Raw genomic sequence first — 22318 nt, forward strand, 5'->3', positions numbered from 1 at the left:
ATATGTGATGAAGCTTATCGACTTAAGCGTGCCGATTAGTCCACGCATCCGCGAGCCTCTACCGGCGAAGATCGAGTATGCGAACCATGAGGCCGGTGCACTGCAAGCGGCGGCAGCACTCGGGCTTAAGCAGGAAGATTTTCCGGAAAGCAAAGCATGGGCGACGGAAACGGTAACCCTGAATACGCATGCGGGTACTCATATCGACGCGCCATGGCATTACTGGCCGACTTCGGAAGGGAAGCAGGCAAGAACGATTGACGAACTGCCGCTCGAATGGTTTTATTCCGACGGTGTAGTACTCGATTTCAGCACGAAACAGCCAGGTTACGAGATTACGACGGACGATCTGAAAGCCGAGTTGAAACGGATCGAGTATACATTGAAACCGTACGATATTGTACTCATCCGGAGCGATGCGGACAAACGGTTGTACCACGAACATTATGCGTTTCTACACGCCGGGGTATCTGCCGAAGCTACGCTTTGGCTACTGGATCAAGGCGTCAAGGTAGTTGGTACTGACGGCTGGGGCTGGGATATCCCGCTCAACCTGCAAGCTGAAGCGTACAAAAAGCAGCCAAGGGACGGCGTCCTGTGGGCAGCGCATTATGTCGGCAAGGACCGGGAATATTGCCAGATCGAGAAACTTGCCAATTTGGAAAAAATTCCGAAGCCGTTCGGCTTCAAAGTATGCTGCTTTCCGATCAAAGTGGAAAAGGCGAGTGCGGGCTGGACACGTCCGGTCGCAATCGTGGAGGAATGAGACAGAAAGAGTGCTACAGCTCCTACTATTTCAAATCCAAAAATTATAGCCGACCCGGCAGGTGATTTCGGCTCTGCTGACGGGCTCTGGACCCGGCGGCTGCATTGTCACTAATACGAAACCCCCGCTGCCAGCACTTTTGCAGGCAGCGGGGGTTCTGTTTTGTCCGTGTGGCCAGGTCCTGGGGTGAGAATAAGGCAGTTAAACTTCGTCAGAAGGCGGTTCCCTTTGAGCTGTCTTTTTCTTTTTTTGTGAGCGCACAATAGTTTTTACAGTGAGAGTTGTTCGGTCTCTGGCGGTGAAGTCTTATGAAAGCCCGACACAAGGACACTGAAAGGTATGAAGGAACTTGCGAAGGGAACATTAGTGAGTGAGGAAACAGATTTGCGTAATTAATTTAATGACATTTCAACTTTTTCCTAGAAAGGAATGATCAGGATGATGCATGCAGAATGAACTGGTGGAAGCTCGGTTTGGCGTTCTCCTTGATCTTCTCGCTACCGCTTCCTGTTTCGTCCTTCGGCAAGACGGACGATTCGATTCAAACGTTCTATCAGAGCTCCAAATCAGGTAAGCTCATCAACTTCGTCGGCGATAGTACGACAGAAGCGGCGCAGGGACTATATGAACAGCTGGCACAGATTTATGGGGCTCCCGGAGGCGTTCTGGAAGGGGCACGAATCCGCAACCGTGGCTCCAGCGGTAATACACTGCATAATTTTGTTAACCAAATCGCTACCCACGGCAACACTCTCGACAATGTGATTCAAGACCAGGCAGACTTGTATGTCATTTCTTATGGAATCAACGACATTCGAGAAAGCAGCCCTAAGCAAATTAAAGCTGATCTGAAGCTCGTCGTGGACAGGCTCTTGAATGAAACGCACGGTGGGGTGCTGCTGCGCATACCGAATCCATTCTTGTCAGTGAATCACTGGAGCTATATTCATCTAGATATTGAGAACGCGCAGCTTTACTCCGATCAACTTTGGGACGTGTATCAAAGCTTCCGAGACTATGATCCTCGCGTCGATATTCTCGATATCCCCAGCCTCGTATTTGGACGTCAGGTTCGGCCGGAACATCCTTTCATGCAGGATACAATCCATCCGAATGAATCTGGTTACCGGGCGATCGCCGATGCAGTCGCTCAGAAAATATCCGGCCAGCTGGTCAAGCCGAATTCAGAGGCTTTAAAACTAAATTGACTGTTTCGCTAACGGAAAACGAGCGAAATTGTTAATAACGAATAGTACCAATAAAGTTGCAAAAGCCGCTGTTAAGGCGGCTTTTTAATATAATAATGGAAAATATGGGTGGAAGGGGGTCTTCAGAATGAGGTCTATTGATAACAATTGGCATAGAGCGGATGTATTTTAGGAAAATTTAAATAGAATGGGGTCACATACATAATTAATAAATTGCCGGTTATCAAGTAGGAGCTTACCATTGCTGGAGGACCAAAGGGCGAAGTGTCTATATCTGTTTATCGACCTCAGTTAGCTGAGCTTGAATCAGCAGCATCGCCGCGTTATAAAAATTGTCACTATCCGAATCAGGTTTATGGAGATAGTTTTCCACGAATGCGCCACTGTACAGCATTTCCAATTGGGCAGCCAATGCTTCCGGATTTCTGGCACCGGCTAGGCGGGCAATTTGTGCGATTGTACCTTCTTTTTCTATTCGGCATTTCAATGCTGCCTGGTGACCGAGATGCGCGGTATCGGGGAACTTAAGCAGCGTATTCGTAAAGGGACACCCGCGGTAATCAGGTTTCCGTATGCTCTCCGACAACCTTTTAACCAAATGATATAACTGCTTGACTGGCTTATTAGGATATTGATTCTTTGTTTGCTCCAGTTTTGCGAGGTTTCTCTGATGACGGAGTTCCAGAAAGGCAACCACAAGCAAATATATAAATCGATAAATAATACGCAACAGATCTATGATTTGTATCAAGTGGAGCGGTCAGGCTTTTTGCAAAGCAGTACAGTCATGCAGCATGAGGCTACATAACAAAACTGTTTAAATAAGAAGAAGGTAATTCAGAAAGTATCTAATTTAAGAAGATTGCTCGAATATAATTGCAAAGCGTTTCTTATCGGAGGAAACATGATGTGGAATTGGATCGGAACTATAATTTGTTGGATTATTGCTTTTGTAGCAATCGCTTATAGTTTTTATCTTACGAAAGAAGTGCATAAAAAGAAGAGCATTGTTGATTATGCAGTTATGCCAAGTTTTTTTAACATTTCATCTGATACTTTTATAGGCTGGGTTTTCGGTGTTATTGCTGGAATAATATTTGGCATATTTGTAGGGTTATTCTTCAAAATATTGCCTTGGTGGTTGGCAAGAGGTATTCATTTTGCTATCGGAATTGGATTTTTTGTATTAGGGATTTATTTGTTATATATTCAGTAATTGCAAACATTACAGGCTATAAAGGATTCAATCTCGTGGGTTGAGTAGGAAGCATATCATAACATCCGTAGAGAATAGCCTCCGCCGTCTAAAAACGGACTATCTCGACTTCTATCAAGCTCATCAATTTGACCCAAGCACACCTATGGATGAGGCGAAACTATTGCTCAATAAACAATAGGAGAAGGCTGCCGAAATGAATAGATCGGCAGCCTTCTCTGCTCCCTCGGGCAGGATTTTACAGGGCAGGCACTAGTTCGCCCAGAAATCGACGGGTCCAAGTGGAGTCAACTACGCCTTTTAAAGTTTACATCCGTTTCGTCTACAATTGCCACAGCAAATCCCCGTCTTATTAAAAAGTTTTCGCCGTTTCAACAGCCAGTTGAATGGCGTCTTCGATTATTTTCTCCCTCAGTTTCGGAGACTTGTTATGGCCTTCAGCAATAACCTTCGTTATTTCTCGAATACCGAATAATTGTAAATTCCTTACTACAAAATTGACCGCCATTTCTGATGAAGCTGCCTCTCCCTCTGAATAGTAACCTCCTCGAGCATTTAATAACGCCACCTTTTTTCCAGTTGCCAATCCGACGGGACCATCCGGTGTATATTTAAAGGTGGTTCCAGCACGATTCAAATAATCGATATACGTATGCAAGACTGCAGGAACGGCAAGATTCCAAAGTGGAAAACCGATGACAATCTTGTCCGCGGCCAAAAATTGATCCAGGTATTTGGTTGCAATATCTGTTACCTGCTTTTCCTCAGGAGTGATAGGCATGCCCTGACTGAATTTAAATGCTCCGTTAATCATGGTAGCATCCAAGTAAGGCAGGTGCGCTTGAAATAAATCAAGCTCAGTCACCTGATCTTCAGGATGGGAATCCACATAACTTTTCAAAAAGGCTTCATACAATTTAACACTTACCGCTTGTTCTACTGGACGATTATTTGCTTTTACGAATAAAACCTTGCTCATTCCCGTCTCCCACCTTTTTTGAATTTTTGCTTTCGATCCCAGTTTAATCCCTTCCATTAGTGTCAGAGTCAATACCTGCTCATTCAAGAGGGCAATGTAAACAAATGTATACGACAAGTAATAACTAGTCTCTTTGCATCGCGAGACAAGTTTCTTAATGTAATAGGTACAGACACTGCTATTAGCTTATACTGTGATTTTGTTGCGGAAAGGAGGAAGGTTCACCGTAATAAGTTTGAAACGAACAACAAGTGAATGAGGTTTAATGGTTATTTACTCATGAAGGGAGCAAGGATAATATGAGGATACAAAAGAAATGGGCAGCCGTGACCGTCATAGCCGTTATGTTATTGTCCGTGGTACCGGTATCGCAAGCGGAACAAGATCAGCCCGCACGTGCAATTCGGAATCTTGCGCTGGGTATGGATTATCAATGGTCGGAACAGCCTGAAGCAACTCATCCTGACGGCAGCAAGAAGCTGACGGATGGGATTCATGGCGCACTAAATATGTCAGATCCGGCATGGGTAGGACATGTATTGAAAATGACCCGCGAAGTTGTTTTCGATCTGGGGCAGCCAAAATCGATTTCGAAAATCAATGCCCGGTTTTTGCAGGATTGGCCAACGAATTCGGCTCTTGTCCCGCTCACGGTTTCCATGTACGTCTCTGACGACAACGTGAATTGGGGACTGCTTTCAAACAATGCAACGCAGCTTTTGTGGGGAGACGGACCGCCAAGAGACGAGACGTATACGTGGGATGGCAACAGAGACGGTATTAAAAGCAAACCGGGCGCACAGATGGCTTATGCACGTTATGTGAAAGTGACCTTCTCCATGCACCCAAGAGCGTGGACGCTGATTGACGAGATCGAGATTATGGGTGCGGATAGAAAGCTTGCCGGAGCGGAAGTTATTCCTGCTGAACCCGTCGGTTATTTGCAGGCGGGAGAAGCGACAGCCGGAATCCGCAATCTCGGATTGCTCTATAACGGTTATTATGACGGAGGAAAAGGCGACTGGAGCAAGCAACGAATTATTCCCAACATTAGCTATGTGAACAAGTCCGGCGAGCCGGTGGATTGGATGTTTGACGGTGTTCTTTATTTGGGCTTAAATACGCCGGAAGGCCATGGATTTAATGGAAGCGCTAACATGAGCGACTGGACTTGGTATCTGAACAAAACTTTTGCTAACAACGGCGATATGGATCAGTTGAATGCAGCAACAGTCGAAGTAGGCGCGAAACTCAATCAGACGGACCACAAAACCAAAGTCGTCCTGATGATTCCGGATCCGGGCGAGTATATGAGCAACTTTGGAGATGTCGATGGCGATGGCGTCGTTGAAGACTTCAGAGAGTCGATCGGAACAGACAAAGCGCTTCAAAACCGGGCAAAGGCCGTTCAGTGGTATGTCAATCAGGCGCAGCAAAAATGGGCTGAAAAAAATTATTCAAACCTTGAGCTTGTCGGCATGTACTGGTTAGAGGAACAAATCAGTACCTCTTCTACCGGTCCCGCTACGGTTAAGCTGGCAAACGATATCGTTCATGCTAAAAATTTGAAGTCCTTCTGGATTCCTCACTCCCTGGCTTACAAAGCTTATATGTGGAAGGATGTAGGGTTTGATGCCGTAGCGTTCCAGCCTAACTATTTCTTCGGAGAATTGGGGTACGACAAGCTTAAAGACGCTTCCAATATTGCCAAACAATACGGAATGACGAATGAGCTTGAATTCGATGACCGTATGGTGAATGACGGCGTATTCCGCGAACGCTTTGTTGATTATTTGAACAGCGGCGTAGAAACGGGGTTGGTACAGCCAACCATTTTTAAAGCCTATTACCAAGGAAACAATGCCGTGTACGATACTGCGGTAAGCGGGGCGCCTTCAACGCGCATCATGTACGACTGGCTGAATCAGTTTGTCAAAGGCACTTATCAAGTCCATAACGAAGCTCCTCCTGAGGCTGATGTCAAAATGAACGGACAAGCGCTGCAAAGCGGCGTCGTTGTGCCGGATACGGAGAAAGTCCAATTCACATGGTCGATCAAAAATGATGATGGAAGCGGTCTCGCTCAAGTAACCGCCAAATTCGACGGCAAGCCGTACACGGCTGGCACAGAAATTAGTCTTGCAGGAAAAGCAGGCAAACATGAACTGGCCGTCACGGTAGCGGCAACAAAAACAAAGACGACGACTTATGTGATCCAAGCAGGCATGAATGCTTCCAGCATGCTCAAGCTGGTCGGAGATTTCAAGGCAAATAATCAAATCTCGAGTGCTGACGGCGCTCGCGCCCTGAGCAATCATTTGGAAATGATGAAGCGCTTTGAAGGCAAAGATGCAGCCGAGGTATCCAAATACCTCAAAGGCTTCAATGCGACGCTCGATCAGCTCAAGAATGAGCAAGGTATTTCTGTAGGAGCTTACAATACATTGAAAGAAGGCGTCTACGTTCTTGTTGGAAGCTTGGCGCAGGATAAGCCTGCCGAAGCCTCCTCGATTGAAGCATCGAGTTTAGCGCCCGGAAAAGCTGTCGACGGCTTTCCGGCCACACGCTGGTCGAGTATTTCGGTTGACAATACATGGTTCCAGGTCGATCTTGGCGAAGCGAACGAGATGGATACGGTACGTATCGACTGGGAGTATGCCCGTGCCAAAACTTACAAGCTGCTTGTGTCTGACGATAAGGTGAATTGGAAGAGCGTCATCGCGGAAAATAACGGGATCATCAACGCGCAAGACGGCAAAAATACCATTCTGTTCGAGCCGGTTAAGGCAAGATATCTCAAGTTCCAAGGCATCCGAAGAGAGACTGACTATGGCTATTCCTTCTATGAATTCGGCGTATACAATCTTGCGAAGAAAGTAACGATTCAAACCATTGATGGGCTTAAAGCGGCGGTAGATGTACCAACCAAAAAAGTAACCATCAATGGCTTGGCCATGAATGGCAAACTTACGGATGTGAATGTGAAAGTGCTTGATCCGCATGGCAAGCTTCAATACGAGGGCAAGACAACCGTTACGGAGGCGGGCGACTTCCAGATTGCATTTACGCTTAACGGCAATGTTGAAGGAATCTATGAAGCTCAGCTGGCAACGAACGCTATGATCGAACCGGTAAAAGTTACGTTCGAGTATAAGAAAGCGGCTGGAGGCGACCAAACTCCTCCGGTCACAAAGGCTATTATCTCGCCGGAACAGCCGAACGGACAGAATGGCTGGTATAAGCAGCCTGTTACAGTGAGCTTAACGGCTAAGGATGCGACGTCAAGCGTAACGCAAACCGTATACAGCCTGGATGGCGGAACGACATGGCTGGCATATTCGGCACCCATATTCTTTGATAAGGACGGCAAGTACAGCGTTAGCTACAGATCGACGGATCTTGAAGGAAATGCGGAAGTGCCCAAAACGATTAGCTTTAACATCGACGGTACCGCTCCCGTCATTGCTGTCGCCGTACCGCTCGAAGGAACGTACGCAAGCGCTGAGGATTTAACGCCGCAATTTACGGCAACCGACAGTGTATCTGGAATTGACGGAGCGTTGACGGTTGCGATGTTGGACGGGAAGCCAGTGCAGACTGGAACGGCGATTGCCTTGTACGCTTTGGAACCCGGAACACATGAATTTACGGTTACGGCCAGCGATTTGGCGGGCAACACGACAAGCAGAACGGTCCGGTTTCAAACCGCAGCAAGCCTGGATAGCTTAATGCTGCTCGTGAAACGGTTCAAAAGCAGCGGGTGGATCGACAATAAAGGGATAGAAACAAGCTTGCTTAAAAAGCTCGAAGCAGGAAATGTAAAAAGCTTCATTCATGAGGTGGAGGCGCAAGCCGGCAAGCATATATCGAACGAGGCGGCAAAAATACTGCTTCGCGATGCCTGGACACTGTAAACAGCATATAACATGACTGAAAAGCGGGCCTACTTCAAACTAAGGGGTCTGCTTTTCAACCTGTATCGTTCTTCGATCGATAATCAAACATAATTTGAAGTTCAAGATGTTTATCAAGGAGGAAAAAATGAAAAGGAAATTCATTCCTATTTTGTTGTTGCTGATGCTTCTATTTACACTGCTTTATCCTGCACTCTCGATGCAGGTTCATGTTGCTGCTGCTGAGGGACTAACGGACATCGTTTCCCAAAAGCTTCCAATTACCCAGTCTGTAAATGAATCCGTTTACGGAGGCAGCGTCTCGCTATCTGAAGGGAGTGCCAACATCGGTATTAATTTGTCGGTACATAAAGCGGTATATGCTTCAGGGAATGAAGTGGACTGGCTTGGTCCGACGAATGCCGTTGATGGCCTTGGAAGTACAAGATGGTCATCCGCATTAAAAGACGATCAATGGTTCTATGTGGACCTTGGAGAAGAATTCGTCATAAACCGGGTGGTCATTAAATGGCAGACCGCCGCCAGCAAGTATAAATTATTGGTTTCAAACGATGCGGTTAATTGGTCCAATGTACTGGGCGACACCGAAATTGTGTGCAAAGGAGGGACGGAAACCACCGATTTTGATGATGTCAAAACCAGATATGTTAAATTTCAAGGTGTACAAAGGGCTCCGGTAGATGGAATCTTTTACGGGTATTCCTTCTTCGAATTCGAGGTGTATAATGCCGGCGATTTGCCTAAAATCGTGAAAGGCATTACACAAATATCGCCAATCGCTAAGGGTCAAACGGAGATCGTTATGCCGAATGTACCCCAAGATTATAAGGTCTCTGTATATGGCAGCGACAAATTGCCTGTCATCGATAAAGCAGGCAAAATCCACTCGCCGCTCGTTGATGCTAAAGTGAATCTCCTTTTCCAAGTTGAAAAGGTGAACAATCCTGATGAGAAGGGCATTTCCGGTAGCGTGCTCGTCACGGTTCCCGGCCAATATACGCAAACAAATGACCTGAACAAGGAGCCAATGGTCATACCGTCACTGAGAGAATGGTATGGCGGAAGCGGGTATTATACCCTGACAAATACTTCGAGAATCGTTGTAAATCCGGCATATAAAGCGGTCTTGCAAAAGTCGGCGGAGCAAACAAAGGAAGATTTGAAGGATATTGGCAAGTTCGATCTGGAAATTGTTTATGGTGCTCCGCAATCGGGAGACATTTATTTGTCCATAGACGATACATTAACTTGGCTTGGAAAAGAAGGTTATCTCTTTGATGTGAACGATTATGTATCGATTACATCGCTTGACGTGACGGGCGTATTCTTCGGGACGAGATCCGCTCTTCAAATCTTGAAGCAAGACGGAAATCATGTCCGGATCCCGAAAGGAACAGCAAGGGATTATCCCAAATATGAAACACGCGGACTCATGATCGACGTCGCCAGAAAGTTCTATACAATCGATTTCTTGAGAGACTATGTCAAGTTGTTGTCCTGGTACAAGATGAACCAATTCCAAATTCATTTGAATGACGATGTGGGGACTCCGTTCGAAGATGGTGCGCTAAGTGCATTTCGTTTGCAGAGTACGGCTTACCCCGGACTTACAAGCAAAACCGGATCTTACACGAAGGACGAGTTTAGAAGCCTTCAACAGCTTGGCATGGATTACGGCGTTAATGTCATACCGGAAATTGATACGCCGGGACATTCGAGGGCGTTTACCGCTTTCGATCCGACTTTGGGAACAGGGCCTCATCTGGATATTACAAAGCCCAAAACCGTAGATTTTGTAAAAAGTCTGTTCGATGAATATTTGGATGGCAACAACCCAACCTTTATCGGTCCCGATGTCCATATCGGTACGGACGAATATTGGGGAAGTGATAAAGAGGTATTTCGCGGGTACATGGATACGCTGATCAACCATATGAACAGCAAAGGCAAACATCCGCATATATGGGGTGGAATGACGGAATATGGCGGCGTAACTCCAGTTAGCAACCATGCAACGATGGATATTTGGCATGTGCCTTACGGAGACGCCAGGCAAGCGATCGATCTTGGATACGATATTCTTAACACGGAGAACAGTTACATGTATCTTGTACCAAGGCTGTACAAAGACTATATGGACACTAAATTTATGTATAATAATTGGGAACCGAATGTATTTTCAAATACGACTTTGCCATTTGGACATCCAAAGCTAAAAGGCGCAATGCTTGCGTTATGGAATGATATCTCGGATGCAAGCGGATTATCCATGGACGATTCCCATGACAGAATGTTTCCTGCCATGCAGGTGTTATCCGAAAAGATGTGGACGGGAAAAAGAGAAGACAGCGACTATAATTCCTATGCAAACGCGGCATCTCTGGTCGGAGAAGCACCGAATGCCAACGTCTCCCATAAGCTTCAAGTAAAAAATCAAGATGGAAATGTGATCAAGTACCTTTTTGAAAACGGCTTTGCTGATTCTTCAGGGAACGGCTACGATGGGATTGGTAAGAACGTAACGATCACAGATGGAAAATATGGAAAGGGCATGCGATTCGGCGGGGGAGAGAGCTACATCCAAACGCCATTGCAGTCCTTAGGGTTCGGATGGACCGTTTCCATGTGGGTCAAACCGGATGCCGACAACCCGGATGACGCGGTGCTTATGGAATCGCCTGTCGGTCAATTGAAGCTAAAGCAAGGAAATAGCGGGCAATTAGGATTTACCAAAGAGCACTATCATAGTTCCTTTCAATACAAAGTTCCGGCAGGGCAATGGACTCACTTGCTGCTGACAGGAGACAATAAAGGCGTATCTCTTTATGTGAATGGAAATGAGTACGTTGAAAAATTATGGGTAACAAACGGTTCGTCACCACGTATAGATACGATGGTGCTGCCGATTGAACAAATTGGCAGTGCAACGCATTCTTTTAAAGGTGTCATCGATAATTTGATTGTTTTGAATAGGGTTACAAGTTTTGACGGTATGAATTTGGCACTAAACAAGCACGCGGAATCATCGGCTCCAGAGGCTCCTCATTTATCTGCGGATCAGGCTGTGGATGGGAATATGGGTACGAGATGGGCGAGTGAGTATACGGACAATACTTGGTTCTCAGTGGATCTTGGCGGACAACAAGATATCAACAGCGTCGTGATCAAATGGGAACCCGCCTTTGCCAAGACGTATAAAATATTCGTTTCCGGAGATGGCGAACATTGGACGAATGTAAGGCCTAACGATGGGACGATAGTCGGTCATGGCGGTGTGGAGACGATTATGTTTGACACCGTAAAGGCTAGATATGTGAAGTTCCAAGGAATCGAGCGAGGTACGCAATACGGGTATTCCATTTTTGAATTTGAAGTGTATGGACCGGGCCTTTTGGGCAGCTACTTGGAATTGATCAAAAAGGCCGAAAGCTTGCTTGAAACGGGAAAAGGAGACAGTAGTCTGAGAAGCCAATTGCAAGATTGGTTAATCCATTTCCCTTATGCCTACGAAAGTTCGATTAGTCCGCTTCAGCAGTTGATTACTCTGTTGAAGGAATCAATAGACCAGGAATCTGATACAACGCTTCCGGTGACAACGGTATCCCTATCGCCTGCTGAGCCGGACGGACAGCAAGGATGGCATATCCATCCTGTGACCGTAACTTTGTCCGCCCAAGATGAAAATTCCGAAATCACTAGGACGGAGTATAGCTTGAACGCTGGGGTAAACTGGCAGGCATTTACGAACCCGATCAACCTTAGAACAGACGGAACATACGAGCTTCAATATCGATCCGTAGATAAAGCCGGCAATGTTGAGGCTGTGAAGTCCATCGTGCTAAAAGTCGATCAAACGGCACCCACCCTGGCTGTAACCGTGAATGGCGCTCCTCTCTCAGAAGGGGCCGAATTTCAGGACAGCGAGTCGATTGCACTAGATTTGCACGCATCCGATAATTTATCTGGCGTTGTCAAGCAAACGATCACCGTGGACGGTAAGCCGTATTTACCCGGCATGTCGCTGCATTTGGCTGGCCAGTTGGGAACACGAATGATTCAAATTGCAGTGTCGGATCAGGCTGGCAACGTATCGCAAGCGATGACTCCTATTGTAGTCACAACAAGTGTCGCTTCGATGGAGCGGCTGCTGGAATATTATTATACTTCCAGTGATTTAAGCGGATCGCTCAAGGATAAGCTTTCTGAGAGTTTGAAGAATGCCCAGAAGCATGCCAATAAAGACAAGTTTAAAAATGCCGCCGAAGCGATGAAAGATTTTGTGAAGAAAATAAATAAATCGTCCAAGAAGGAGTTTATTTCCGAAGGTGCACAAAGAGCTTTAGTGGCCGATGCAAACTCCTTAATCCAAACCTGGTTAGGGAACGAAAGCGATCAGGATCAGGATTAAGAAAGCCAATAAGAACACCCATCGAAAGTTTATTTAGAAGTGATAAGAGCCTCTTTCCGATAAATCGAGAAAGGGGCTCTTCATCATGAACATTGAATAAGTTGTGAATTTAACAATTTAAAGTAAGAGCATTTCTTTGTAATGAGAAATGCTTTTTATTTTTGTCAAAATTAAAAAGGAATGAAAATAACAATAATGATATGTTTAAAAACGAAATTAATTTATTGTAAAACGATAAATAATATGTTAAAGTCATTAATGGGTATTTTAGTGACAAGTACCGTTGCAACTTTTGTAAGTGTTCTTCAAAAACCAATGAAAAATTTCCTAGAAAAAAATGAAATAAAAATGTGAGGTGTTTATTTTGAGAGAAGTCACTACATTGTTTTTAAAAATAGCTCTTATTATTATAGGACTACCGGTTCTTGCTTTATGTATATTTTTAGTGCCCCATATGGCGAATTTCGCAGCAAATTTGTATCCAAATATTGCCACAATGAAATATCTCGTTTTCATCGTTATGTATGGAGCGGCCGTGCCTTTTTACTTTGCTCTCTATCAGGCTTTCAATCTTTTACGGTACATTGACAAGAACACAGCGTTCTCGGAATTATCTGTAAAGGCGTTAAAGAACATAAAGTGCTGTGCGATTACAATCAGTGGTTTGTATGTATTAGGTTTGCCACTCTTTCGTTTTATAGCGAAGAAAGTTGACCCTCCTATTGGATTAATGGGACTCATCATCATTTTTGCTTCGTTGGTTATCGCCGTTTTTGCTGCTATCCTCCAACGGCTTCTACAAGAAGCCATTAACATAAAATCAGAAAATGATTTGACGGTCTGAGGTGGAGGATATGACAATTATTATTAATATTGATGTGATGTTAGCAAAACGAAAAATGAGTGTAACGGAGCTTGCGGAGAGGGTTGGAATTACTATGGCCAATATTTCCATTCTGAAAAATGGGAAAGCAAAAGCGGTTCGTTTTTCAACATTAGAAGCGATATGTAAGACTTTGGATTGTCAGCCAGGTGATATTTTGGAGTACAAAAGCGACGAAGACACTCAATAAAAACAGACAACTAATTTATTTAACTCTAAACGGAAAACGATAGTGTAATAAAAGAGAAGTTCTATTCAAAGAAACCAACTCCATTGTCAGGAGTGGTTTTCACTTTATATACTGATGTAGATATTATGGTCAAATTGTACTTTGTGCTTAGATACATTACGGTGAACCGTACCATAGGTACCGGCAAGATTTTAGGCACATTTTTCAGCAATAAAGAAACTCGCCGTTAATGCGGCGAGTTTTGTTCTTCATATGTCAATGTTAAGTCAAAGCAACTGTAAATCGATTTTTCCGGCACCTGCGTAATTGAAGACCCTTTTTCATTTTGTTGTGGTCATTCAATTAGGTTTTTCGTTGCCTGATACAGCTTTTCCGCGTATACGTCTATTTCGTCTCGGGACATGCGTAAGCGGGCCACAGAAGTACCATAGCCGATTTCCATTTTATCCTCAGCTAAATCGTTGAAAATCCCATCCGAGAAAGCATCTAGCGGTTCTCCTTGCGTATGCAATCCTGCCCCTCCTAAATATGTATTTACCGCTGGAGGAGCAACTTCAATGACTTTGACAGCTGTTTCGGAAAGCTGGTGTCTTAGGCTTATGGTGAATGAATGAAGCGCTGCTTTGGTTGCTGAATAAATCGGAGCAATAGCAAACGGTGTAAACGCCAGTCCGGATGTGACGTTAATGATCGCCGCTGTTTCTTTTGCTGCAAAATAAGGAGCGAAGAGCATGGACAGATGGCAAGGGGCTTCAAGATTCGTAGTAATTTCTTTACTGAAATAGCTCCAATTGTCTCTCGCATCCGCTTTAAGCACATTATAGCGCAGCTGAATGCCGGCATTATTCACCAACACGTTCACGTCCGGAAAGTTCGCAGCTACCCAGTCAAACAACGCTACCCGCTCGGATTCCATTTCCAAATCGCATACATGAGTGATAAGATTGGGAACTTTATCTTTCGCCTGTTGAAGTACATTTTCGCGTCGGCCGCAAACAATTACTTTATTCCCGGCTTTTATAAATCTTTCTGCAAACGCCAGCCCGATTCCAGAGCCTCCTCCGGTAATCAGGATTGTATTTCCTATAAGCTTCACGGTCGTTCCTCCTCAATTTGTTTGATATAGCGATCAATTTTTGCATCAATTCCCGGCAAGTATTCGGTCAACAATGCAATCTCATCCAGCACTCTTTGCTTATGTTTCTTCATCATGTCAAGCCGGCTTTCAATAGTGGCTTCTCCTTCCACGATCCATTCCATATACTGCCGAATGCTGCTTATTGGCATGTGCGTGTTTTTTAAGCAAATAATAGCTTGAAGGAGCGCCATTTGACGTTCCGAAAATAAGCGCCTGCCCGCATCATCACGCTCGATTAGCGGCAGCATTCTTTTTTTTCATAATAACGCAATGTTGATTCTGGAATATTGTATTTGGCTGAAGCTTCGCCGATGGAATAATACTTCATTTGGAGGCCTCCAAGTTCTTACATTTGATTGTCGACATGACTAATCATAAGACTTAAACTATGGTTTAAGTCAACAGGGAAGTTTCATGAGGGAACTTGCCGTTACAGGCAGCGCGGTGAAGCGTATCACAAGTAGGGCGAATTCACTGTGGAAGATGAGGTCAAGGTGAAGGAAGAAACAGCACCTCGTGAATGACTCTACTGGTTGCAATATTTGGTGTGAAGCGGAGCAATCAAGTTTCACACATGATTTTCAACGTACAACTTCCGTATTGTACTTTTTCATTGCCTCACCGATTGTTTTGGGATTGAGATTTCCTTGCTTGACCAACTCAGCGATGTCCTCAAAATAGTGCACGTACTGGTACGGAGTGAGTGTGGTGAGGAAACGGGCAGGTGTGTCGGTCGGATTGCGAAACGTATGAGCAACGCCAATTGGGACAATGATCGTGTCTCCTCTTGTTAGTCTTACCGCACTGTCATCTACGAAAAATTCAAGTTCTCCATCGAGAACATAAAAGATTTCCTCATGAGCGTGATGAACGTGTGGGGGCGGGGTAGTTGATCGCTACGGCGAGATGGTTGTCATTGTGCCTTCACTTATCATTACAATTTGTGCATTGATTGTCCTGAGCCTCTCGACCGGATTGATCGGCGTCCTGGTATCGGCTTCGGTTCCGCGCAAGCGGCTTTTCAATCGGCGACGATACTTCTGGCCTGTCCGGACCGCAAAGGGGTCGCCAACGCCACGCATAGTGATATAGTTATGAACTGCCGTTTCCATTCTGACTGCATTTAGCAAGATATATGAATCTATGCTAGTGTTTGGGGTTATTCAGGGATTTGCTTTGGGCGGGCTTCCTTCCAGAAGAGATGGAACACAACAGTCTCAGTATACAAATTTACTCGGCAAAAAGGTCAAGAAAGAACTAATAATTTTGTCGACATATTGTTAGTCTCTTTTTTTATATTCCAATATGATGAATGAAATGAGATTTTGAAGCAACTTTAATGAGGCGCAACCAATTAGATAGTGAGGTAGTCGGAGTGGTCTTTATATAATTATAAATATGCCCCTAGAGGATTGTGCTAGGGGCATTTTTAATAAAATCGTTTTTTTTATGATTTAATGCTACTATTTCCTCTGATATCGATCCGATGAGAATGCCGTACGATACAGTAAAAGATGAATACTCATCAGAAATAAGTAAATGGGGTAGGAGTAAAACAATTGATAGCCGTTTTTGTAATGGAATTCTCCAGTCTTTACGCCTAACCATTCGAGCCCGACTGCCATTCCCACCCAAAAGAGAATATAAGTAATCGTCATTATTTCGAACATCCGTGCGCGTTCATACCAATAAATAAACCAATATCCGGATGGCGCATACATTATATAAGAGAACAAGTCAAACAACTCAAATTTCGATTGGTCTCCTAAATCATAAAGGTCAAAAGGCGGTATCTCGATTGTATGATCGAAAACGAGTCCGAATGCGATGCCAATTAGCATATTAAAGGTTATTTGGGCGGGCGAAAATCGACGGGGAAAAAAACATATCGGCAATAAACTAAGTACAATTATCCCGATGACGAACCACTCATTCTCATTAAAATGATTATCATAAACGATATTTTCCATCAACGTATCCACCCTTCCTTTGATGCCATTCGTTGAAAAAGACGCCCTAATAGCAAAGTATACATCATTACAACTATGATCATTATTGACTCCCTTTTGAAATTCCAGCCACTATCGGTAAGCACATGGTTCCATCGGAGCATCGATCCGATGAACATTTGGAAGAGAAACGTATAGACCGAGATTCCCCAACGGATGCCGGCTTTGGAGGTAGTTAGGAATACGTTGGCAAAGGTTAGTAGGACGAAAGTAACGGTGAAGTCATTGTGGAGGATCATGGCTAAGAAGTGGGGGATACTTTTTGTGTTGATTTGGAATAGCTTTAAATTGAAGCTGATAATGGTCAGTTTGTTTGTTAGTATAATTTCAATTGCCATAAACAGAAGGAAGTTGACAAACAAAGGCAACTTATCCGAGAGAGTAATCTGGAGAAGGATAGAGAACCAAGCGAACATGAAAAAAATGACGACTACCAATTTTAAGATATCTTCCCTTCCGTGTAGATATTTGTCTTCTGATTTTCCCCATATACATTCGGATTATGCATTTGAAAAACTGTGTAATGACGTTTTAACATATGTCGTGGTAATATTCTCACTAAATATTGGGTTGTATAGAGCCTAGTCCATGAGTAGCAATGACTCCAACCTCACAGCTGTACGTAGATTTTGAAATTATAGAAAAAAATAAGGATTGCGAACTTAAAGTCTATAAGTTTAGTGACATTATCGAGTACATAAACTTATCGAAATCAAAGGCTATTGCTGTCTTAGAAGAAATTACTTCTGATTCCACACACGACTAAGCTATTGCTGAAATAACGGGCTGGATAATTCCGATGAAAGGCATCCCTAATTAATTTGTGAGTATAATTTTATCAAGGGGATGATTGGATGAGGGAGATATTAGAGGTACTTTTTAAGGTTGCAGGGTATGTGGTTGCTTTCACTGTATCTTTGATTTGGAAGAAAGATAAGAGAAATAAGTAGCCTACATTCATTAAGCTAACGCAGAACATAGTTTAAACAACAAAGCCGCGAAGACAGGACTGTCGGTGATCGGCTGCCTTTCTCAACTGACTGCAGAAAAGTTGAGAAAAGAATACATTTAATTAATATCCGGGCATGATAAAGGGAAAAAGGAAATATTATGATCGGACTTATTATCGCAATTGTCGGTTTTAATCTTATTGCCTTTACAACCAATAAGAGGTTGACAGCAAACCAAATTGTTCATATATGGACATTTACATCGATTTTTCAAGGTACATTCGATTCTTTTGTTGATTTTAAATTTCATGCTTACTGGTATTTTACCAAAGACATTGACTGGAAGGGTGTGCCTGCGCATCTTGCACTGCTTCCTCCCGTTAACATGATATTTTTAAATTGGTATCCGTTCAAAAGTCCATTAAGAGTACAAACATTTTACTTTATCTATTGGGGCATAGGTACCGCCATGTATGAGTTAATTACGTTGCTGCCTGAACCTTGGGGATATCTTCACTACGGGTGGTGGAGATTGTGGTATTCGGTATTATTAAATCCTATCCTACTGTTAATCTTGTTAGGGTATTATAAATGGATAGTTAAGATAGAAAAAAATTATAAATGGTGAAAATAATCAAGTTGAATCATATAAAGAGAAAATTCAAGTTCATTCCGCTAACGCAGAACTATAGCTCAATACGAATAAACGGCAGCTGAATTATGGCTGCCGTTTTCTCAACCGAGGGCCGGGCAAAAATTCTTAATATAACTTATTTATCGTGTCCTGTGTTTTCATTCTATGGGGGCATTTTTTACCTATTTCAGGGTTTGAGTTAATTATAATTAATCTTTCCCTATATTGCAGATGATCTTAATGTTATGATTGCGTTGCTGTAAAAATAAATCGTAACGAGGTGAGGACAATGAAAGCAAAAAAATATACGTCTTATCCTCATGTTGCTTTTTAGTTATTCTTTTACGAATACATTATGCTCTGAGGGCAGGATTCACTCTCAGAGCTTTTATATTTTGGCAGAAGGAACGTTTAAGCTTTCTTGCCGGTCTATGACAGCCACTTACAGAGTGGCTGTTATTTTTTTAGGACAAAGGTTGGTCAAGGCAACAATAGTGGTTTTATTTCACCGCTTTCCAAATATGAAAGGATGATGCTTTATTAAAAGACTCGCTCAATATTTTCGCTCATTACAATCCGGACAGTCATCTTACAGTTTGATTTATGAAGGTTCATACTATGATCAAGGGGGGACGATAAGTGACCCAACCTATTGGAATAATGATGTTGCCTATTACATTGAACGGACACATAAACTCACACTGGATAAACCATGTATCACCATAAAAATACCTTTTGACCGTCTCGGCTTAGATGAAAATAGGGATCAAGTTGTTCTCTCAGATTTTGCATTAAGAGAATGGGTTGATCATATTGAGGCATTAAATAAATTGATTTATAACCGGTCACGTTCTGATAAAGAAAATGGTGCTTTTTATTGTTTTCGTCCAACCAATGTGGTGTTGCAGCGTAATGCATCCTTTGTCGAAGTAATCTCGGAAAAATGGTATTTATGCTTAATGATTACAGTTCAACTTCCATTCAAGAATAATGATAAAGCTATGCGTATGCTCTGCAAAATGCTTCCAAAAGAAGTGGAGGAGTTAATTGCCAAGTTTGATCTCATCAAATTAAATGCTGCCTATGAATTGGTAAAAAAACAAAATATGATTCGCGAATGGCTGAAAGCAAGTAGATATTGTGCGTTTATTGCGAATGGCAGCATTTTGCCAAGAAATAAAGATAACAGCGGGCCACTGGAGGGCGCCTTGCCTTTTACATCCCCGGAAGATGTTGAAGTTGAAATTTGTGGTTTGCGAGGAATGGGAATCAAACATGGTGTGACAGTCATCACCGGCGGTGGTTATTCGGGTAAAAGCACATTGCTGGATGCGCTAAATTCGGGGATTTACAATCACAGCATAGGCGACGGACGAGAATTTGTGATTACAGATCAAAGTGCAATGGAAATATCTGCAGAAGAAGGCCGTTCCATAAAAAATATCAATATTACGCCTTTCATAAAATGGATACCCAATAGTTCGGCTGAACAGTTTTCGACTGACTACGCCTCAGGTTCCACATCTCAAGCCGCAAATATTATGGAGGCAATCAACTTCGGGTGTAAGCTTCTTCTGATTGATGAAGACAGAAGTGCGACGAATTTTATGATTCAAGACATCAAAATGCGTTCATTAATCAAGCATGAACCCATTACACCTTTTACGGAACGTGTCAGGGAGCTTTATGAGGCTGCCCACGTATCTTCCGTTCTTGTTATTGGAGGTAGCGGTGAATTTTTATCCGTTGCCGATCAAATCATCCTGATGGACAATTTTGTGCCAAAAAACGTAACCCAGGAAGCAAAAAAATTATGTGAACACGACAAACCATGCGAACGTATCCCCTTTACAAAATGGGAGATAGAAAGAAACATAACCACCGATCACTTTTCGAGCTATCCACAGGGCAGTGGTACAGAAAAGCTGATGGTTTCAACCATGGGATACATCATGATAGGTGATGAACAAATTGATATCAGAGGGCTTTACAATATCACATCACACGCCCAGCTTGCAGCTATTGCCTTTTTACTTCGAAAAATCGCTATAAGTAATCAGGATCGCCTCATCTTTCTTCATGAAAAGATCAAAAAAGCTCTCGAAGATATGGAGAGAGAAGGAGTGGATATTGTATTTTCTTCCTTTTTTCCTGGTTTCGAAAGATGGCTTGAATTACCAAGAATTAATGAAGTATTATCTGTCATAAACCGAATGAAACATTTGAATTTTATTCAGCTTGAGCCTTCTGAACACCTCTAATTAGGACATAAATAAGATGCTGCAATTAATAACTTATAGAAGAAGGCTGCCGATGCAATGAACGGCAGCCTTCTCAGCTAATCGGCAGTTTCCTGGAATAGCGTTAGAATTTTTCCAACACAATCTTACCTATCGATCTACCTGTTTCCATTTTTTCATGCACGGTACGTAGGTTTTTTGCATTAATTGGTTCTAGGCGTTCAGTTAAAGTGGTTTTTAATTTACCATTATCGATGAAGTCGGCTAGTTCATTCAGCAGCTCGTGTTGTTTGATGATATCTTTGGTATGGAACAATGACCGGGTAAACATAAGCTCCCATACAAACGTCACACTTTTAGCAAACAGCAGGTCCATATCCAAGCTTCCCGTCCAAGAAGCCTTATCTGCAGGAACGATTGAACAAATCTTACCTTGTGGGGCTATGACCTCTGCCATATTCGCAAAATGTTGTACTGTGTCATTTAAGCAAAATATATAATCGACAGTCTCAAATCCAACATTTTTGAGTTGTGAGGCAAAATGGTTATTGTGGTTGATTGTAAAATCGGCTCCTTGGTTTTTGGCCCACTGGATGGACTCTGGGCGTGAAGCAGTACCAATTACAGTTAGACCTGCTAATTTAGCAAGTTGAGTAGCAATCGACCCTACTCCGCCTGCCGCACCGATAATGAGTATGCTCTTATTTTTGTTCTCTTCTACGTTACGATGGATTCCTAAACGATCAAATAAACCCTCCCAGGCAGTAATCGAGGTAAGCGGTAATGCGGCTGCCTGTGCGAAATCCAAACTCTTCGGTTTGTTTCCTACAATTTGTTCATCTACCAAGTGAAATTCACTATTAGCCCCTGGTCGAGCCACACTCCCCGCATAATAGATCTCATCTCCAGGTTTAAACAACTGACATTCAGGTCCAACTTGTTCCACGATCCCAGCTGCATCCCAACCAAGAATTTTGGGTGATTCTTCTTCATAGTTGTTTTTCTCACGCACGCCCAAATCGGCAGGGTTGACAGAAATGGCTTTCACTGCTATTAGTAGATCGCGTCCTGTAGGAACTGGTTTTTCAATATACAGATCAACAAGGCTCTCAGGGTCGGATATAGGGAGATATCGGTAAGCGCCGACTGCTTTCATTTTTTGGTGATTACTCATATTTTTCTTCTTCCTTTCAAGTTGGTATATCGTACGTTTGAATTATATGTTGTATACTTACTTTTAGGAAGTACGCATAATTTTCGTATATAGTATTAAAAATCATACCATTGGAGGGAGATAGGTAATGGGAGATCGAAGAAACAAATACGGTGCTAGTCCAAACATGGCAGGATGTCCTGTGGAGACAACGCTGGATGTCATCGGGGGTAAATGGAAAGGGATCATTCTCTATCATCTCATTGACGGAACGAAAAGATTTAATGAATTTCGGCGTCTCAATCCGGGTATTACCCAGTTTATGCTTACATTGCAGTTACGGGAGCTTGAACGGGATGGGATCATTCATAGAGAAGTTTATAAAGAAGTACCTCCCAGAGTGGAATACTCACTTACTGATTTTGGAAAGACGTTAGAACCGATCATAGTATCTATGAAAGAATGGGGAGAGATTTATAAAATCAGACTTAACGAAATTAGAACGCCACAAGAGGAAGATGCTTGAATGTTCAAAATGGGAAAGTTTATCTGATAACTTATAATGATGAAACCCACAGTTTTTTTTGGAATGTCAAATTATTGCCATTGCTCTCATTAGTCTGTAGAATG

At 43.2% G+C, this 22318-nt stretch carries 21 protein-coding genes; 12 read left to right on the forward strand and 9 right to left on the reverse strand.

Annotated elements, in window-relative coordinates; all coding sequences use genetic code 11:
• The first annotated feature begins 7 nt into the window (after window positions 1–7).
• Window positions 8–766 (forward strand): cyclase family protein, encoded by a 759-nt coding sequence (locus NYR53_RS06185; RefSeq protein ID WP_261306292.1) that lies wholly within the window; start codon window positions 8–10, stop codon window positions 764–766.
• Between the two features lie 452 nt (window positions 767–1218).
• Window positions 1219–1974, forward strand: a complete 756-nt coding sequence (locus NYR53_RS06190) for an SGNH/GDSL hydrolase family protein (RefSeq protein ID WP_261304387.1) — start codon at window positions 1219–1221, stop codon at window positions 1972–1974.
• Window positions 1975–2242: 268 nt separating this feature from the next.
• Here the strand turns inward: NYR53_RS06190 and NYR53_RS06195 are convergent, their stop codons facing one another.
• Window positions 2243–2572: a hypothetical protein gene (locus NYR53_RS06195; RefSeq protein WP_261304388.1), complete on the reverse strand. Its 330-nt coding sequence runs from the start codon at window positions 2570–2572 to the stop codon at window positions 2243–2245.
• A gap of 72 nt (window positions 2573–2644) precedes the next feature.
• On the opposite strand from NYR53_RS06195, the gene NYR53_RS06200 reads away from it, so the two are divergent.
• The 3 genes from NYR53_RS06200 (at window position 2645) to NYR53_RS06210 (ending at window position 3371) form a co-directional block, all read left to right on the forward strand.
• The gene (locus NYR53_RS06200) at window positions 2645–2782 is read left to right on the forward strand and encodes a hypothetical protein (protein WP_261304389.1); all 138 of its coding nucleotides are present in this window, start codon (window positions 2645–2647) and stop codon (window positions 2780–2782) included.
• 96 nt (window positions 2783–2878) lie between these two features.
• On the forward strand, window positions 2879–3190 hold the full coding sequence (locus NYR53_RS06205; protein ID WP_261304390.1) for a hypothetical protein: 312 nt from the start codon (window positions 2879–2881) through the stop codon (window positions 3188–3190).
• Window positions 3191–3230: 40 nt separating this feature from the next.
• On the forward strand, window positions 3231–3371 hold the full coding sequence (locus NYR53_RS06210) for an aldo/keto reductase (protein WP_437180132.1): 141 nt from the start codon (window positions 3231–3233) through the stop codon (window positions 3369–3371).
• 171 nt (window positions 3372–3542) lie between these two features.
• On the opposite strand, the gene NYR53_RS06215 is transcribed toward NYR53_RS06210, so the two are convergent.
• Window positions 3543–4169, reverse strand: a complete 627-nt coding sequence (locus NYR53_RS06215; protein WP_261304391.1) for an FMN-dependent NADH-azoreductase — start codon at window positions 4167–4169, stop codon at window positions 3543–3545.
• A gap of 299 nt (window positions 4170–4468) precedes the next feature.
• Between NYR53_RS06215 and NYR53_RS06220 the strand changes: the two genes are divergently transcribed.
• The 4 genes from NYR53_RS06220 (at window position 4469) to NYR53_RS06235 (ending at window position 13564) form a co-directional block, all read left to right on the forward strand.
• Entirely contained in the window at window positions 4469–8083 is a 3615-nt protein-coding gene (locus NYR53_RS06220) for a DUF4855 domain-containing protein (RefSeq protein ID WP_261304392.1), read from the forward strand.
• A gap of 127 nt (window positions 8084–8210) precedes the next feature.
• Window positions 8211–12491 (forward strand): discoidin domain-containing protein, encoded by a 4281-nt coding sequence (locus NYR53_RS06225; protein WP_261304393.1) that lies wholly within the window; start codon window positions 8211–8213, stop codon window positions 12489–12491.
• Between the two features lie 454 nt (window positions 12492–12945).
• On the forward strand, window positions 12946–13335 hold the full coding sequence (locus tag NYR53_RS06230) for a DUF2975 domain-containing protein (protein ID WP_437180165.1): 390 nt from the start codon (window positions 12946–12948) through the stop codon (window positions 13333–13335).
• A 10-nt stretch (window positions 13336–13345) separates the two neighbouring features.
• Complete coding sequence (locus NYR53_RS06235; protein ID WP_261304395.1) at window positions 13346–13564, forward strand: helix-turn-helix domain-containing protein; 219 nt, start codon at window positions 13346–13348, stop codon at window positions 13562–13564.
• A gap of 334 nt (window positions 13565–13898) precedes the next feature.
• Here NYR53_RS06235 and NYR53_RS06240 read toward each other — a convergent pair whose 3' ends face one another.
• From NYR53_RS06240 to NYR53_RS06260, 6 genes are all read right to left on the reverse strand, one after another.
• The gene (locus NYR53_RS06240; protein ID WP_261304396.1) at window positions 13899–14660 is read right to left on the reverse strand and encodes an SDR family oxidoreductase; all 762 of its coding nucleotides are present in this window, start codon (window positions 14658–14660) and stop codon (window positions 13899–13901) included.
• Window positions 14657–14950: a MerR family transcriptional regulator gene (locus NYR53_RS06245; protein ID WP_261304397.1), complete on the reverse strand. Its 294-nt coding sequence runs from the start codon at window positions 14948–14950 to the stop codon at window positions 14657–14659. Before NYR53_RS06245 ends, NYR53_RS06240 begins: the two co-directional genes overlap by 4 nt.
• On the reverse strand, window positions 14938–15030 hold the full coding sequence (locus NYR53_RS06250; RefSeq protein WP_261304398.1) for a MerR family DNA-binding transcriptional regulator: 93 nt from the start codon (window positions 15028–15030) through the stop codon (window positions 14938–14940). Before NYR53_RS06250 ends, NYR53_RS06245 begins: the two co-directional genes overlap by 13 nt.
• A gap of 253 nt (window positions 15031–15283) precedes the next feature.
• The gene (locus tag NYR53_RS34400; protein ID WP_367618662.1) at window positions 15284–15553 is read right to left on the reverse strand and encodes a cupin domain-containing protein; all 270 of its coding nucleotides are present in this window, start codon (window positions 15551–15553) and stop codon (window positions 15284–15286) included.
• 612 nt (window positions 15554–16165) lie between these two features.
• The gene (locus NYR53_RS06255; protein WP_261304399.1) at window positions 16166–16672 is read right to left on the reverse strand and encodes a hypothetical protein; all 507 of its coding nucleotides are present in this window, start codon (window positions 16670–16672) and stop codon (window positions 16166–16168) included.
• Window positions 16672–17049 (reverse strand): hypothetical protein, encoded by a 378-nt coding sequence (locus NYR53_RS06260; RefSeq protein ID WP_261304400.1) that lies wholly within the window; start codon window positions 17047–17049, stop codon window positions 16672–16674. Before NYR53_RS06260 ends, NYR53_RS06255 begins: the two co-directional genes overlap by 1 nt.
• A gap of 772 nt (window positions 17050–17821) precedes the next feature.
• On the opposite strand from NYR53_RS06260, the gene NYR53_RS06265 reads away from it, so the two are divergent.
• Together NYR53_RS06265 and NYR53_RS06270 are read left to right on the forward strand one after the other, a co-directional pair.
• The gene (locus NYR53_RS06265) at window positions 17822–18289 is read left to right on the forward strand and encodes a hypothetical protein (protein ID WP_261304401.1); all 468 of its coding nucleotides are present in this window, start codon (window positions 17822–17824) and stop codon (window positions 18287–18289) included.
• Window positions 18290–18891: 602 nt separating this feature from the next.
• The gene (locus tag NYR53_RS06270) at window positions 18892–20556 is read left to right on the forward strand and encodes a P-loop domain-containing protein (RefSeq protein WP_261304402.1); all 1665 of its coding nucleotides are present in this window, start codon (window positions 18892–18894) and stop codon (window positions 20554–20556) included.
• 103 nt (window positions 20557–20659) lie between these two features.
• Here the strand turns inward: NYR53_RS06270 and NYR53_RS06275 are convergent, their stop codons facing one another.
• Window positions 20660–21709, reverse strand: coding sequence for a zinc-binding alcohol dehydrogenase family protein (locus tag NYR53_RS06275; protein WP_261304403.1), 1050 nt, complete (start codon window positions 21707–21709; stop codon window positions 20660–20662).
• A 127-nt stretch (window positions 21710–21836) separates the two neighbouring features.
• Here NYR53_RS06275 and NYR53_RS06280 point away from each other — a divergent pair, with 127 nt between their 5' ends.
• Window positions 21837–22214, forward strand: coding sequence for a winged helix-turn-helix transcriptional regulator (locus tag NYR53_RS06280; RefSeq protein WP_261304404.1), 378 nt, complete (start codon window positions 21837–21839; stop codon window positions 22212–22214).
• Window positions 22215–22318: the final 104 nt, after the last annotated feature.

Source organism: Paenibacillus andongensis (assembly GCF_025369935.1).
Taxonomy (GTDB): Bacteria; Bacillota; Bacilli; order Paenibacillales; family NBRC-103111; genus Paenibacillus_E; species Paenibacillus_E andongensis.

Coding starts and splice junctions, on each gene's coding strand:
- NYR53_RS06185 (WP_261306292.1), top strand. CDS start 8: ATGAAGCTTATCGACTTAAGCGTGCCGATTAGTCCACGCATCCGCGAG.
- NYR53_RS06190 (WP_261304387.1), top strand. CDS start 1,219: ATGAACTGGTGGAAGCTCGGTTTGGCGTTCTCCTTGATCTTCTCGCTA.
- NYR53_RS06200 (WP_261304389.1), top strand. CDS start 2,645: ATGACGGAGTTCCAGAAAGGCAACCACAAGCAAATATATAAATCGATA.
- NYR53_RS06205 (WP_261304390.1), top strand. CDS start 2,879: ATGATGTGGAATTGGATCGGAACTATAATTTGTTGGATTATTGCTTTT.
- NYR53_RS06215 (WP_261304391.1), bottom strand. CDS start 4,169: ATGAGCAAGGTTTTATTCGTAAAAGCAAATAATCGTCCAGTAGAACAA.
- NYR53_RS06220 (WP_261304392.1), top strand. CDS start 4,469: ATGAGGATACAAAAGAAATGGGCAGCCGTGACCGTCATAGCCGTTATG.
- NYR53_RS06225 (WP_261304393.1), top strand. CDS start 8,211: ATGAAAAGGAAATTCATTCCTATTTTGTTGTTGCTGATGCTTCTATTT.
- NYR53_RS06230 (WP_437180165.1), top strand. CDS start 12,946: ATGGCGAATTTCGCAGCAAATTTGTATCCAAATATTGCCACAATGAAA.
- NYR53_RS06235 (WP_261304395.1), top strand. CDS start 13,346: ATGACAATTATTATTAATATTGATGTGATGTTAGCAAAACGAAAAATG.
- NYR53_RS06245 (WP_261304397.1), bottom strand. CDS start 14,950: ATGCTGCCGCTAATCGAGCGTGATGATGCGGGCAGGCGCTTATTTTCG.
- NYR53_RS06250 (WP_261304398.1), bottom strand. CDS start 15,030: ATGAAGTATTATTCCATCGGCGAAGCTTCAGCCAAATACAATATTCCA.
- NYR53_RS06255 (WP_261304399.1), bottom strand. CDS start 16,672: ATGGAAAATATCGTTTATGATAATCATTTTAATGAGAATGAGTGGTTC.
- NYR53_RS06260 (WP_261304400.1), bottom strand. CDS start 17,049: ATGGCAATTGAAATTATACTAACAAACAAACTGACCATTATCAGCTTC.
- NYR53_RS06265 (WP_261304401.1), top strand. CDS start 17,822: ATGATCGGACTTATTATCGCAATTGTCGGTTTTAATCTTATTGCCTTT.
- NYR53_RS06275 (WP_261304403.1), bottom strand. CDS start 21,709: ATGAGTAATCACCAAAAAATGAAAGCAGTCGGCGCTTACCGATATCTC.
- NYR53_RS06280 (WP_261304404.1), top strand. CDS start 21,837: ATGGGAGATCGAAGAAACAAATACGGTGCTAGTCCAAACATGGCAGGA.